Consider the following 13240-nt stretch of genomic DNA (forward strand, 5'->3'; position numbering starts at 1 on the left):
CACCGACAGTTTCGATCGGTTTACGGCGCGGCCAGCTCCCGGGTCAGCGCGGAGGCGGCGGTCCGCACCGCGGGCGCCAGCCGTTCCACGTCGAGGCGCTCGGCGCTGCCGGTGATCGACACGGCCGCGACCAGCCTGCGCCGCCGGTCGTACACCGGCGCGGCCACCGCGGCGACGCCGACCTCGGCTTCCTCGTGGTTGACCCCGTACCCGCGCTCCACAGCCCGGTCCAGCTCCCGCCGCAGCAACCCGGGCGCGACGATCGTGCGTGGCGTCTTGCGGGCCAGCCCGGCCTCGGTGACGCGCCGGAAGTACTCCGGCGGCCCGAGCGCGAGGAAGACCTTGCCGGTCGCGGTGCAGTGCACCGGCATCCGGCCGCCGACGCGCGAGCGGATGGGCGTCGACCGGTGACCGGTGACCTTCTCCAGGAACAACGTGTGACCGCCGTCCGGCACCGCGAGGTGGATGTTCTCGTGCGTGGCCTCGTACAGGTCCTGCAGGTACGGCAACGCCGCTTCGCGCAGTTCACGCCGCCGCGGCACGCGCTGGCCGAGCTCGAAGAGCTTCATTCCCAGCCGGTAGGAGGCACCGTGGCGTTCCAGCCCGCCCCAGCGGACGAGTTCGGCGATCATCCGGTGGGCGGTGGGCTTCGGCAGCCCCGTGCGGGCGGACAATTCGGCCAGGGAGAGTTCGACATCGGCGGGTTCGAACGCGTCCAGCAACACCAGGCCGCGCGCCAGCACCGACTTCGGGACATCGCCATCGCCTGCGGCCATGCCCCAGATGGTAATTCCCGGAAGGGGCTCCCGGTAAGGATCAATCCCACCGGGAGCCCCCGCGGTTGCTCAGAGGTCCGGGAACCAGAGCTTCAGCTCGCGCTCGGCCGACTCCGGCGAGTCCGAGCCGTGCACCAGGTTGAACTGGGTCTCCAGGCCGTAGTCCCCGCGCAGCGTGCCCGGGGTGGCCTTCTCCACCGGGTCGGTGCCGCCCGCCAGCTGGCGGAAGGCCGCGATGGCCCGCACGCCCTCGACGGCGATCGCGACGACCGGGCCGGAGGTGATGAACTCCAGCAGGTCACCGAAGAACGGCTTGTCCTTGTGCTCGGCGTAGTGCTCCTCGGCGACCGAACGCTCGACGGTGCGCAGCTCCAGCGCGGCCAGCTTCAGCCCCTTGCGCTCGATGCGCGAAATGACCTCGCCGACGAGGCCGCGCTGTACGCCGTCGGGCTTGACCAGAACCAGCGTGCGTTCACTCACGACTGTGTTTCTCCTTCATCACGTGCACGGATTGCCCGAAGCCTACTGGCCTGGTCAGCGCTGCGGTTCCAGGGTCGTCGACCACAGCGAGGCGCCCGTGCCGTCACGGAGATCGACTCGCAGCTCACCCGAGCCGCCGTCGATGTTGATTTCGCCGAAATGCTGGAAACCGGCCATCGGCGAGGTGTTCGCGGCGGGCGGGGCGTGCACGAAAACGGCCTGCGGGCCGAAGGTCGGGTCGAGCGTGTTCGGGCCGAACGCGCCGGCGTGCAGCGGGCCGGAAACGAATTCCCAGAACGGGTCGAAATCCTGCACCGCGGCGCGGTCCGGCGAATAGTGGTGCGCCGCGGTGTAGTGCACGTCGGCGGTCAGCCACACGGTGTTGCGCACCTTCCGCTTCGCCAGTTCCCGCAGCACCCACGCGATCTCGCTCTCGCGGCCTGCGGGCGCACCGGGCCGGTTGTTCGCCACGCCCTCGATGCCGGTGGAGCCGTCCAGCACGGCCAGTCCGATGGGCAGGTCGGCCTGCACGATCTTCCACGTGGCGCGGCTGCGGGACAGGCCGTCCACGAGCCACTTCGCCTGCTTCTCGCCGAGGATCTGCCCGGGCTTCGTCGGGTCCGCGGTGTTGGCGTCCTTGTAGGTCCGCATGTCCAGCACGAACACCTCCAGCCGCGAGCCGTAGGTGAAGCTGCGGTACACCCGGCCGTCCACCGCCTGGCGCGGGTCGATCGGCTGCCACTCGTGGAACGCCTGGAACGCCCGCGCGGCCAGCACGTCGACGCGCTTTTCGGTGTACTGCGGCAGGTCCAGGATCTCGCCCGGGTACCAGTTGTTGGTGACCTCGTGGTCGTCCCACTGGACGTAGCTGGGTACGGCGGCGGTGAAGGCGCGGACGTTCGCGTCGAGCATGTTGTAGGCGAACTGGCCGCGGTACTCGTCGAGCGTCTCGGCGACCTTCGTCTTCTCCGGGGTCACGATGTTGCGCCAGACGCGGCCGTCGGGCAGCGTGACCGTCTCGGTGAGCGGGCCGTCGGCGTAGACCGTGTCGCCGCTGTGCAGGAACAGGTCCGGTTTGCGGGCGAGCATCGCGGCGTAGGCGGTCATGCCGCCGATGTCCGGGTTGATGCCCCAGCCCTGGCCCGCCACGTCGCCGGACCAGGTCAGCCGCACGTCGCTGCGCCCAACCGGCGCGGTCTTGAACGTGCCGGTCAGCGGCTCGCTGGTGGCCCGGCCGTCGAGGGATTCGGCGGTGACCCGGTAGTGCAGTTCGGTGCCCGGCGCGAGCGCGGAGATCCGCAGTTTGCCGGTGCCGCCGGTGTCCGGGGTCAGCAGCGGACCGCGGATGGTCCGCGCGTGTCGGAACGACGGGTCGCGCGAGACCTCGACGATCATGCGGGACGGCCGGTCGGCACGGGTCCAGACCAGTGCCGAGTTCGGGGTCACGTCGCCGGACTGGATGCCGTGCGTCAGGACGGGGCGGTCCTTGCGGACGAGGACGGCGTTCGCGAAGGGGCTGCCGAGGACGCCTGCGGCGAGGACACCGGCGCCGACGAGGCCGGTTCTGAGGGCGGAGCGGCGGGTCTGTTCGGTCATGCTGGAGTTCTATGCGGGCTCGGGGGCCGACGGGCCAACTCCGGCTGACCGGACGGTGAAATCACGCGGTGGCACGCTGCCTGCCGTCGGCCGTGCGCAGACCGTAACCGAAGGCGCGGTCCACGACGATGTGCGCGAGCCAGGCCAGCCCGAGCGTGAAGGCAGCGGGGCTCGCGACGAAGCTGAAGACCACAAGCAGGACGACCGGACCCGCCCAGTGGTGGGCGGCGTTGTAGAACGGCACCACCCGGCGCGGCAGCACGCCGCGCTCGGCGGGCGGCGCGCCGATCCCGGCCAGGAACGTCAGGTCCGGCCCGATCAGGCCGAGCAGCAGGGCGCCGACGGTCCAGCCGCCGTGCTTGACGGCCTCGAACACGGCGAACGCGAGCAGGAAGACGCCGGCGAGGGCCCAGGCGGTGCGCTTCATGGGAACACTCCTCCGAGATCGGTTGTCCATTTCGAGAGCAGTGCTCTCACAAGACAACAATGACCGAGCGGAGCGCCCTTGTCAAGAGCACTGCTCTCTTTTCGGATCGCCGCTACTGCTGCTGGCTGGGCAGACGGCCCTCAGCCATGCGCCGGGCCACGTCGTTGCGCAGCCACAGCGCCCACAGCCAGAACGCGAGGAACAGCAGGCCGATGACGCCGATGGCCACCGTGTCGACGAAGTACGCGACCAGCGCGACCTGCAGCACCAGGATCGCCGGCACCGCCCAGCGCCGCTTCAGCACGCCGCACAGCAGCACGTGCAGCACGGCGATCACGATGATCCCCCAGCCCGCGAGGGTGCCGATGCCGCCGCCCAGGTTGGCGATCACCGGCAGCGCCAGGCCGACCGTGATGGCCTCGCAGATCAGCGTCCCGGCCATCACCCCGCGGAAGGACTTCATCGGGTCCTTCGCCGGGGGCCGGACCGTCTTCTCCTCGCTCACGCGGGCTCCTTCCCGAACAACGTCCGCGCGTCGCCGACCGTGACGACGGAACCCGTGATCAGCACACCGCCGCCGGCCAGCGGTTCGCCGCCGTCGCTCTCCTCGACCAGCGCCACCGCGGTCTCCACCGCCGCGTCCAGGCTGGGCTCGGCGACCACCCGGTCCTCCCCGAACACCGCCAGCGCCAGTTCGTTCAGCTCGTCCAGCGGCATCGCGCGGGGCGAGCTGTTCTTGGTGACCACCACATCGGAGACCACCGGTTCGAGCGCCTCCAGCACGCCGCGCACGTCCTTGTCCTCGAGCGCCCCGATGACCGCGGCGAGCCTGCGGAACGCGAACTCCTCCTCGATCGCGGTGGCCAGCGCCCGCGCGCCGTGCGGGTTGTGGGCCGCGTCCAGCAGCACCGTCGGCGCGGCGCGGACGGGCTCCAGGCGGCCCGGGATCTCCACCGCCGCGAACGCCTCGCGCACGGCCTCGATGTCGAGCCGCCGGTCCTTGCCCGCGCCGAAGAACGCCTCGACCGCGGCCAGCGCCAGCAGCGCGTTGTTCGCCTGGTGCGCGCCGTGCAGGGGCAGGAAGATCTCGTCGTAGACGCCGCCGAGGCCCTGCAGGCTCAGCATCTGCCCGCCGACCGCGATCTCGCGCCGCAGCACGCCGAACTCGCTGCCCGCGCGCGCGACCGTCGCGTCCACCTCGACCGTGCGCTCCAGCAGCACGCGCTGCGCATCCGGCTCCTGCTCGGCGAGGATCGCGACGCTGCCCGCCTTGATGATCCCGGCCTTCTCGCCCGCGATCCCGCCGAGGTCGCTGCCCAGGTAGTCGGTGTGGTCGAGGCCGATCGGCGTGATGACCGCGACCTGCCCGTCGGCGACGTTGGTGGCGTCCCAGGTGCCGCCCATGCCGGTCTCGATCACCGCGGCGTCGACCGGCGCGTCCGCGAACGCCGCGAACGCCATGCCGGTGAGCACCTCGAACTTGCTCATCTTCGGGCCGCCCGCGTTGTCCACCATGCCGATGTAGGGCGCGATGTCGCGGTAGATGTCGACGTACTTCGACGCCGCGATCGGGGCGCCGTCGACGGCGATCCGCTCGGTGACCAGCTGCAGGTGCGGGCTGGTGTAGCGGCCCACGCGCAGCCCGAGGCGGGACAGCAGCGCATCGATCATCCGGGTGACCGAGCCCTTGCCGTTGGTGCCCGCGACGTGGATGACGGGGTACGTCTTCTGCGGGTCGCCCAGCACGGTCATCAGCGCGGCGATGCGGTCGAGCGACGGCTCGATCTTCGTCTCCGGCCAGCGCTGGTTCAGTTCGGCCTCGACGCGCAGCAGCTCACGGCGGGCCTGTCGCTCGATCTCCTCCAGGTCGACCGGGTCGATCTCGGCCGGATCGTCGGGCAGGGGCCCGGCTACGAAGTTGCCCCCGCTGGACAGCTCCGCCGGGTACTCCTCGTCCTCGCCCGATGTCACGCGTTCTCCCTCTTCGGCCGGGGTTGACTACCCGGCCGAGTCTACTTTCGCGGGTCCTGGCAGGTTGGGCTGCATGCCGTTCGACCACAACCACGCCTACCACCGGTTGCTGCTGCGGCACGTGCCCGCCGGGGCACGCACCGCGCTGGACGTGGGGTGCGGCGCGGGACGGTTCACCCGCAAGCTGGCCGCGGCCGGTCTGTCGGTCGAGGGGATCGACCCGTCCACGGAGGTCATCGCCGCGGCGCGGGCGCTCGGCCCCGGCATCACCTACCGGAACGAGGACGTCACGACGGCGGAGCTGGGCCGCTACGACTTCATCTCGTGCCTCGCCTCGCTGCACCACGTGCCGTTCGAGACGGTGACGAAGCTGCGGGCGGCGCTCAACCCCGGCGGGGTGCTGGCGGTGCTCGGGCTGGCCAAGCCGCGCTCGGCGGCGGACTGGGCGATGTGGGGTCTGCTCGCGCCACCGGTCAACCTGGCGGCGCGGCTGGTCGTGGCGGCGGGCGAGCACCTCAACGGCGGTCCGGACCCGGTGGCGAAGGCGCCGGTGCGCGACTGGGACACGACGATGACGCAGGTGCGACGCGACTCCGCGCGGCTGCTGCCCGGATCGAGCGTGCGGCCGCTGTTGTTCTTCCGCTACCTGCTGCTCTACCGGGCCTGACGCGCGGCGATCCGCGCGCGCACTTCGGGCCGGCGCAACGGGGGCACGGTCGTGGGCGGCTGGCGGCGCGCGGGCAGCTCGCCGAGCAGCCGCGTGGTGATCTCGGCGATCTCCGCGACGGCCCGTTCGAACGGCTCGCGCGTGGCGTCGGACAGGGTCTGCACCCCGGTCACCTTGCGCACGTACTGGCGCGCGGCGGCCTCGATCTCCTCCGCCGTCGCCGACGGCTCGAGCCCGCGGAGCACCGTGATGTTTCGGCACATGTGGCCGAGACTACGCGCGCCGCGCCCTCGACGGGGTCACACTGATCGGGCAAGCTCTCGGGAAAGTCCCCGTGCACGAGGAGGTGTGCGCGCTGTCGACCGACTTCGGCGCCTACGTCGAGCGCTTTCCCCACCCGGAAACCGGAATCCCCTTCGCGGTCAAGGACTTCCTCGACGTCGCGGGCCAGACGACGCGCAACGGCACGCCCGGACTGGGGCACCACGTCGCGGCCGAGGACGCCGAAGTGGTCGCCCGGCTGCGTGCCGCCGGCTACGTCCCCGTCTCCCGCACCACCGTGCCGGAGCTGGCGTGGTCGGTCCGCACACCCGGCTGCCGCAACCCGTGGGCGCCGGACCGGGACGCGGGCGGGTCGAGCGGCGGCTCGGCGGTCGCCGTCGCCACCGGGGACGTGCCGGTCGCGCTGGGCACCGACACCGGCGGCTCGATCCGCATCCCGGCCGCGTTGTGCGGGGTCGCCGGGCTGCGGCCGACGCACGGCACCGTGCCGATGCGCGGGGTGACGCCGCTCGTGCCGTCGATGGACACCGCCGGCCCGATCGCGCGGAAGGCGGCGGACTGCCTCACGGTGCACCGGATCCTGGCCGGTGCGGGTGAACCCGCGCCGGACACCGTCGAGGGTCTGCGCCTCGGCTGGCCGGAGCACCTGTGGCGCGGCAAGATCGACCCCGAGGTGCTGGAGGTGGTCGAGTCGGCCGCAGACACCCTGCGCACGGCCGGCGTGGAGATCGTGCCGGTCGAGCTGCCGCTGGGCGCCCGGCACGCGCGCTCGGCCGGGTACACGACCATGCTGTACGAGTCCGCCCAGCAGTGGTGGCAGGCCTACTCCGACGACCCGTCCGGCCTGCGTGGCCGCGCGATCGGACAGCTCAAGGCAGGCGCCGAGGTGAGCCGGGACGACTACGAGGCCGCCCGCGCCCGCGCTGCCGAGATCGCCGCCGAGGTGGACGCGGTGCTCAGCGAGGTCGACGCCCTGTTGATGCCCACCCGTGCCGGTCACCGCCGCGCCCGCCGACACCGACGAGGTCGAGCTCGGCGGGCGAGCGGAGTCGCTCGAAAACGCGTACTACCGGCTGACCGCACTAGCCTCCGTCAGCGGGCATCCCGCGCTGACGGTCCCGGCCGGGCTGACCGGCGCCGGTCTCCCGGCCGGCGCGCAGCTCGTCGGGCCGCGGCGGCGGGAAGCCCTGCTCTGCCTGCTCGGCGGAGTGATCGAATCCGGTCCACCCGCCCGCGCCCTGGCACGGGCCCGCACAGGAAGAACGCCGTCATGACGAAGCCCGACCCCCGTGACCTGCTCGGCATCCGCGATCTGCTGAACGAGGAGGAGCGCGAGATCGCGGACACGGTGCGGACCTTCGTCCGCAAGGAGGTCGCCGACCACGCCGGCCAGTGGTTCGAGGACGCGACGTTCCCGAAGCACCTGGTGGGGCAGCTCGGCGAGATGGGCCTGCTCGGCATGCACCTCACCGGGTACGGCTGCGCGGGCACCAGCGCCACCGCGTACGGCCTGGCGTGCCTGGAGCTGGAGGCCGGTGACAGCGGGCTGCGCAGCTTCGTGTCCGTGCAGGGCTCGCTGGCGATGTTCCCGATCTGGAAGTACGGCTCGGACGAGCAGAAGGACCGGTGGCTGCCGTCGATGGCACGCGGCGAGGCGATCGGCTGCTTCGGCCTCACCGAGCCCGACCGCGGGTCCGACCCTGGCGACATGCGCACGTTCGCCAAGCGCGACGGCGGCGACTGGATCCTCAACGGGTCCAAGATGTGGATCACCAACGGCACCCTCGCCGACGTCGCCGTGGTGTGGGCGCGCACCGACGAGGGCGTGCGCGGGTTCGTGGTGCCGACGGACACGCCGGGGTTCACCGCGCGGGAGATCAAGCACAAGCTGTCGCTGCGGATGTCCGCGACGGCCGAGCTGTCGTTCGACGACCTGCGCCTGCCGGGCGACGCGGTGCTGCCCGGCGTGACCGGGCTGAAGGGGCCGCTGTCCTGCCTGTCCGAGGCGCGGTTCGGCATCCTGTTCGGGGCGCTCGGCGCGGCCCGCACGTGCTACGAAAGCGCACTCGACTACGCGTCGACGCGGGAGCAGTTCGGCCGCCCCATCGGCGGGTTCCAGCTTACGCAGCAGAAGCTCGTCGGGATGGCGATGGAGCTGAACAAGGGCATGCTGCTCGCGGTGCACCTCGGGCGCCGCAAGGACGCCGGCGAGCTGCCGCCCGAGCTGGTCAGCTTCGGCAAGCTGAACAACGTGCGCACCGCGATCGACATCGCCCGGACGGCGCGCACGATCCTGGCCGCGAACGGGATCAGCCTGGAGTACCCGGTGCTGCGGCACGCGAACAACCTGGAGAGCGTGCTGACCTACGAGGGCACGGAGGAGATCCACACGCTGGTGCTCGGGCAGCTGCTGACCGGGCAGAGCGCCTACCGCTGAGCCGGCACGGCACGGCGAGCACGCCAGGCTCGCCGGCCGGCCGCGAGCAGGCCCGCGGTCCGCAGAACGGCGAGTTCCTCGCCACCGTGGCCAAGCGCGGTTCGCCCGCACGACAGCCACCGCGAGCGCGGACACCGCGCCACGGCGCGAGAAGACCCATGGTCCCCGCCGCGCAGGGCGCCTACCGCTGAGCCGGCACGGCACGGCCGGCGAGCACGCCAGGCTCGCCGGCCGGCCGCGAGCAGGCCCGCGGTCCGCAGAGCGGCGAGTTCCTCGCCACCGTGGCCCGAGCGCGGTTCGCCCGCACGACAGCCACCCGAGCCCGGCACCGCGCCACGGCGCGAGAAGACCCGCGGTCGCCGCCAGGCAGAGCACCACCCGCTGAGCCGGGGGAACCGCGCGGACCGGTCGGCGAGCACGCCAGGCTCGCGCAGAGCGCCCTTCGTGCCGCCGCGGGCCGGTCCTGAGCGGCGCAGCACTACGCGCGAGCCGCCAGGAACTCGTCGATCTCCTGGCGGTTAGGCGCAGTGGCCGGGCCGGGGCGGAGCACGGCCATCGCGGCGGCGGCGTTCGCCCGGCGGGCCGCCATGGCCAGGTCCGCTCCGGCCAGCAGCTCCGCCGCGAGGACTCCGCAATGCGCGTCGCCCGCGCCGTTGGTGTCCACGGGCTCCACCGGGAAACCCGGGATCGTCCGCACCTCGCCGTTCTCGGCCAGCAGGCAGCCGGCCGGGCCGTCGCGGACGACGACCGTTCCGCCGAGCGCCAACGCGGCCTCCGTCAGCGAGTCCTTTCCGGACAGTGCGCGAGCCTCGGCGGCGTTGCAGCTCAGGATGTCCACGTGCGGCAGCACGAGGTCCAGCGGCAGGTCGGCGGCGAGCGGGCCGGGGTCGAGCAGCACCCGCGCCGGCACGGTCGGCAGCCACGCCGCCAGCGCCGCGCGGTTCGGCGCGTGCGCGAGCGAGTACCCGCTGACGTACACCAGGTCGGCCGCCGCCACCGGCACGTCGTCCAGCCGGCCCGGCGCGAGCATCCCCTCGGCGCCGGTGCCGGTCACGAACGTCCGCTCACCACCGGAATCGACCAGCACCACGCACACCCCGGTGTCCACATCGGACAACGGAGCCTGGGCCACCCCGATTCCCTCCGCCGCCAGCGCCGCCCGGACCGCGTCGCCGAACCGGCCCGTTCCGTGGGCGCCGGCGTAGACCACTTCGGCGCCGGAGCGGGCCGCGGCGGCCATCACGTTGAAGCCGCCACCGGGCGTGAGGTCCATCCCATCCGCCAGCACGTCACCGCCGCGCCGCGGCAGCTCCGGCACCCGCAGCACCAGGTCGACGATCACCTGTCCGGTATGGACGAGCCTGCTCACCGCGACGCCGTCCGCGCGCCGCCGAGCAGCCCGTACAGGCCGCCGGCCACGACGAGCGTGATCAGCCAGCCCAGCCCGTTCTGCCCCGGCCACGTGTTCGCGAACGGCCCGGTGAACCACACGTCCTCGCCGGTCCCCGCGGTGGTGAACAGGTACCCGGTGACGATGCCCGCGGCCCACGCCAGCAGCGCGCGCGGCTCGATGCCGGCCCGGTACCAGTACACGCTGGTGCGGCGCAGGTCCATCAGCCCGGCCGGGTCGTAGTGCCTGCGGCGCAGCATGTCCACGCCGAACACGCCGACCCACGCGGTGATCGGCACCGCGAGCAGGCTGATGAACGCGATGAACGGCCCGTAGAAGTTGTCCGCGACCAGCATGAAGTACGCGGCCCCGGCGAAGGTGACGATCACGTCGACCACCACCGCGTACACCCGCTTGATCCGGATGCCCAGGGTCAGCGTGGTCAGTCCCGCGGAGTACACCGACAGGTGGTTGGACAGCAGGAGCCCGCCGAACGCGGCCAGCAGGTACGGGACCGCCATCCACGCGGGCAGCATCGACCGGATCGCGGCGACCGGGTCGTCGGCCTGCGCGAGCGTGGGGTCGCCCGCGGAGAGCAGGCTGCCAAGGCCGATCAGGAGCACCAGCGGGATCCCCGCGCCCGCCGCGGCGGACAGCACGAGCGACCCGTTGCGCACCGCGGGCGACTGGTAGCGCGACATGTCGGCCGAGGCGTTCGCCCAGCCGATGCCGGTGCCGGCCGCGATCGTCCCGACCCCGGCGATCATCGCGCCCACCGACGCCGGCTCGGCGGCCCCGACCGCGCTCCAGTCGATGGTCGCGACCAGGTTCACCGCGACCACGATGTTGAGCGCGCCGAAGATCCACGTCGCCCAGCGCTGCACGGCGACCAGCACCGCGTGCCCGAGCCCGGACACCACCACGGTGCACGCGACGAACACCGCGATGCAGGCGATGGTCAGCACCGGCGTGGCCTTCGCGTCCGACGCGGTGCCGAACACGATGGCGCACAGGGACAACAGGGCGAACGCGGCGGTCGTGGTGTTGACCGTCTCCCAGCCCAGCCGCGACAGCAGCGACACCACGGTCGGCCCGGCGTTGCCGTGCACGCCGAACACCGCGCGGGACAACGTCAGGCCTGGCGCTCCCCCGCGCCGCCCGGCGATCGACACCGCGCCGACGATCGCGAACGACCCGACCGACCCGATCACCGCGACGATCGCGGCCTGCCAGAACGTCAGCCCCTGGATCGCGACCAGCGTCGCGCCGAGCGGCAGACCGAGGATGGAGATGTTCGCGGCGAACCACACCCAGAACAGCTGCCCGGGCCTGCCGGTGCGTTCGGCCTCGGGGACCGGTTCGATGCCGCGGGTCTCCAATGCACCCGCGCGGGACTCGACAGCGGTGTCAGTCGCCATGTCACTTCCTTCCACGAATTTCCAGCAGCCCGTCGACGACGGGGCCGAGGTCCAGCCGGTTGACCGTGAGAACGGTGCCGACCGGTCCGGCGGGCAGTCCGGCGAAGCCGTGCTGCGCGCCGAGGATCGCGCCGCACATCGCGGCGACGGTGTCGGTGTCGCCGCCCAGTCCGGCGGCGAGGGTGAGGGCGTCGGCGGGCCGGTCACCGAGCGCCTGCGCCAGCGCGATCGCCGCGACCACCGATTCCTGCGCCGCGACCGAGGTGCCGATCACCTGGTAGACGGCGTCGGCGAGGGTCGCGGTGTCCATTCCGGACACCCAGTCGCGAGCCCAGCGGATGCGCGCCGCGATGTCGCCGCCCGCGCTCCAGGCGCCGCGGCCGGCACCGGCGGCAGCCGCCGCCTCGGCGTGGTCGAGCGCTTCGGGCAGGGACGCGCCGTCCACTCCCGCGGACACGGCCGCCGCGATGGCCGCGGCCGCAGCGATGCCGAGGCTCGAGTTGTGTGTGACCAGACTGGCTTCGGTCACGGCGTCCAGCAGGCGGTCCAGCTCCGGCGGGGTCGCGATCGCCACCGGCGTGATCCGCATGGCGGCGCCGTTCGTGCTGCCCCCGCGCCCGGCCTCGGCCGGGTCGGCGCCCGACTGGAGCAGGTCCAGCGCGCGTTTCGTGGACGGGCCGAGCAGGTCGGCCGAGCCGCGCCGGATCATGTCGGCTTCCCAGTCGAGCAGCGCGCGGGCGAACACCAGCGGGTCGATCCGGCCGTCGCCGTCGATGAGCAGCCGCGCCAGCAGCAGGGCCTGTTCGGTGTCGTCGGTGATGGACCCGGCCGGCATGCCGGGCGCGATCGGCTGGTCCGCCACGGCGTCCACGAGCGTGTCGATCCGCCCGTAGCGGCGGGTGATTTCGGTTCGCGACATCGACTGCGTCGGCATGCCCAGCGCGTCGCCGAGGGCGAGCCCGGCGAACGCGCCGAGCGCCCGGTCCCGCGCGCTCACCGGCGGCCGAACGTGAGGTGGAACTGGAACCGCGCCGGGTCCAGGAGGCTGACGACGTGCTCGACGAGACCACCCGCCGCGTCGGTGCTCGTGCGGACCGCGCGGAGGAACAGCGTGCCTGGCGGCCGTTCCAGCAGCGCCGCGGTCTCCGGGGTCAGCGCCTCGGTGCCGATCCACTGCTCACCACCTTCGGCGCGCAGACCGGCGTCGGCGAGCGTCGCGGTCAGCGAGCCGCGCACCAAGCCTCGCTCCGGCAGCCCGGCGAGCGCGCCGGTGCCCGGGACGAGCGCGACTTCCAGCGACACCGGGCCGGCGGCCTGGTCGCGACGCAACCGGCGGATCGAGACGAACGACTCGACCCCGAAGCGCTCGGCGAGGGCGTCGTCGCGGACGTGCTCGATCGCCAGCAGGTCGGTGGTGATCTCGAACCCGGACCGGGCGAGCGCGGTGGCCCAGCCGACGGCCTGGTCCAGCTCGACGCCGTCGAAGGTGACGAACGAACCGACACCGCTCTCCGTCGCGATCAGCTCGCGCCGCTGCAGTTCGGACAGGGCGCTGCGGACCGTGCCCCGGCTGACCTGGTACCGCTGCGCCAGCTGGTGCTCCCCGGGCAACCGCTCACCGCGCGCCAGCCTGCCCGTCCGGATCTGCTCGGCGAGATCGGTGACCAGGCGGTGCCGCTTGGAAAAACCGACCTGTTCAGTCCTGTCCATACCTGTACATTACCCCGGACAGGTGACGGAACGCGAGCCCACCCGAATGGCGGCGGCACGCTGACCCGCCCGGAGCTATGAACTAC

At 72.7% G+C, this 13240-nt stretch carries 13 protein-coding genes and 1 pseudogene; 3 read left to right on the top strand and 11 right to left on the bottom strand.

Features of this window, described 5'->3' with window-relative positions:
* Nucleotides 1-20 precede the first annotated feature (20 nt).
* The 6 genes from AMYTH_RS0119075 to folC all read right to left on the bottom strand — a co-directional run bounded on the left by AMYTH_RS0119075 (nucleotide 21) and on the right by folC (nucleotide 5250).
* Complete coding sequence (locus AMYTH_RS0119075; protein ID WP_027931664.1) at nucleotides 21-776, bottom strand: IclR family transcriptional regulator; 756 nt, start codon at nucleotides 774-776, stop codon at nucleotides 21-23.
* Between the two features lie 69 nt (nucleotides 777-845).
* Nucleotides 846-1256, bottom strand: coding sequence for a nucleoside-diphosphate kinase (ndk, locus tag AMYTH_RS0119080; RefSeq protein WP_017987723.1), 411 nt, complete (start codon nucleotides 1254-1256; stop codon nucleotides 846-848).
* Nucleotides 1257-1310: 54 nt separating this feature from the next.
* The gene (locus AMYTH_RS0119085) at nucleotides 1311-2852 is read right to left on the bottom strand and encodes an alkaline phosphatase D family protein (protein WP_027931665.1); all 1542 of its coding nucleotides are present in this window, start codon (nucleotides 2850-2852) and stop codon (nucleotides 1311-1313) included.
* Nucleotides 2853-2913: 61 nt separating this feature from the next.
* The gene (locus AMYTH_RS0119090) at nucleotides 2914-3279 is read right to left on the bottom strand and encodes a DUF4260 family protein (protein WP_037322606.1); all 366 of its coding nucleotides are present in this window, start codon (nucleotides 3277-3279) and stop codon (nucleotides 2914-2916) included.
* A 112-nt stretch (nucleotides 3280-3391) separates the two neighbouring features.
* Complete coding sequence (locus AMYTH_RS0119095) at nucleotides 3392-3784, bottom strand: DUF4233 domain-containing protein (protein ID WP_017987720.1); 393 nt, start codon at nucleotides 3782-3784, stop codon at nucleotides 3392-3394.
* Nucleotides 3781-5250 (bottom strand): bifunctional tetrahydrofolate synthase/dihydrofolate synthase, encoded by a 1470-nt coding sequence (folC, locus tag AMYTH_RS0119100; RefSeq protein ID WP_027931667.1) that lies wholly within the window; start codon nucleotides 5248-5250, stop codon nucleotides 3781-3783. The genes AMYTH_RS0119095 and folC overlap by 4 nt, the downstream gene beginning before the upstream one ends.
* Before the next feature lie 73 nt (nucleotides 5251-5323).
* Here folC and AMYTH_RS0119105 point away from each other — a divergent pair, with 73 nt between their 5' ends.
* Nucleotides 5324-5917, top strand: coding sequence for a class I SAM-dependent methyltransferase (locus AMYTH_RS0119105; RefSeq protein WP_027931668.1), 594 nt, complete (start codon nucleotides 5324-5326; stop codon nucleotides 5915-5917).
* On the opposite strand, the gene AMYTH_RS0119110 is transcribed toward AMYTH_RS0119105, so the two are convergent.
* On the bottom strand, nucleotides 5905-6180 hold the full coding sequence (locus AMYTH_RS0119110; protein ID WP_017987717.1) for a DUF2277 domain-containing protein: 276 nt from the start codon (nucleotides 6178-6180) through the stop codon (nucleotides 5905-5907). The two genes, AMYTH_RS0119105 and AMYTH_RS0119110, sit on opposite strands and share 13 nt — an antisense overlap.
* 83 nt (nucleotides 6181-6263) lie before the next feature.
* Here AMYTH_RS0119110 and AMYTH_RS45295 point away from each other — a divergent pair.
* Both AMYTH_RS45295 and AMYTH_RS0119120 read left to right on the top strand, forming a co-directional pair.
* Nucleotides 6264-7133 (top strand): annotated as a pseudogene (locus AMYTH_RS45295) (amidase); the annotation flags it as partial.
* 336 nt (nucleotides 7134-7469) lie between these two features.
* Entirely contained in the window at nucleotides 7470-8636 is a 1167-nt protein-coding gene (locus tag AMYTH_RS0119120; protein WP_027931669.1) for an acyl-CoA dehydrogenase family protein, read from the top strand.
* Nucleotides 8637-9114: 478 nt separating this feature from the next.
* Here the strand turns inward: AMYTH_RS0119120 and AMYTH_RS0119125 are convergent, their stop codons facing one another.
* From AMYTH_RS0119125 to AMYTH_RS0119140, 4 genes are read right to left on the bottom strand one after another with little or no spacing between them, the layout of a single operon-like run.
* A complete protein-coding gene (locus AMYTH_RS0119125; protein WP_027931670.1) occupies nucleotides 9115-10005 on the bottom strand; it encodes a PfkB family carbohydrate kinase in 891 nt (296 codons plus the stop codon).
* Nucleotides 10002-11444, bottom strand: a complete 1443-nt coding sequence (locus AMYTH_RS0119130) for a purine-cytosine permease family protein (RefSeq protein ID WP_027931671.1) — start codon at nucleotides 11442-11444, stop codon at nucleotides 10002-10004. The genes AMYTH_RS0119125 and AMYTH_RS0119130 overlap by 4 nt, the downstream gene beginning before the upstream one ends.
* A gap of 1 nt (nucleotide 11445) precedes the next feature.
* Nucleotides 11446-12441 (bottom strand): ADP-ribosylglycohydrolase family protein, encoded by a 996-nt coding sequence (locus AMYTH_RS0119135; RefSeq protein ID WP_027931672.1) that lies wholly within the window; start codon nucleotides 12439-12441, stop codon nucleotides 11446-11448.
* Nucleotides 12438-13154: a GntR family transcriptional regulator gene (locus tag AMYTH_RS0119140; RefSeq protein WP_027931673.1), complete on the bottom strand. Its 717-nt coding sequence runs from the start codon at nucleotides 13152-13154 to the stop codon at nucleotides 12438-12440. Before AMYTH_RS0119140 ends, AMYTH_RS0119135 begins: the two co-directional genes overlap by 4 nt.
* Nucleotides 13155-13240 lie beyond the last annotated feature (86 nt).

Source organism: Amycolatopsis thermoflava N1165 (assembly GCF_000473265.1).
Classification (GTDB): domain Bacteria; phylum Actinomycetota; class Actinomycetes; order Mycobacteriales; family Pseudonocardiaceae; genus Amycolatopsis_E; species Amycolatopsis_E thermoflava.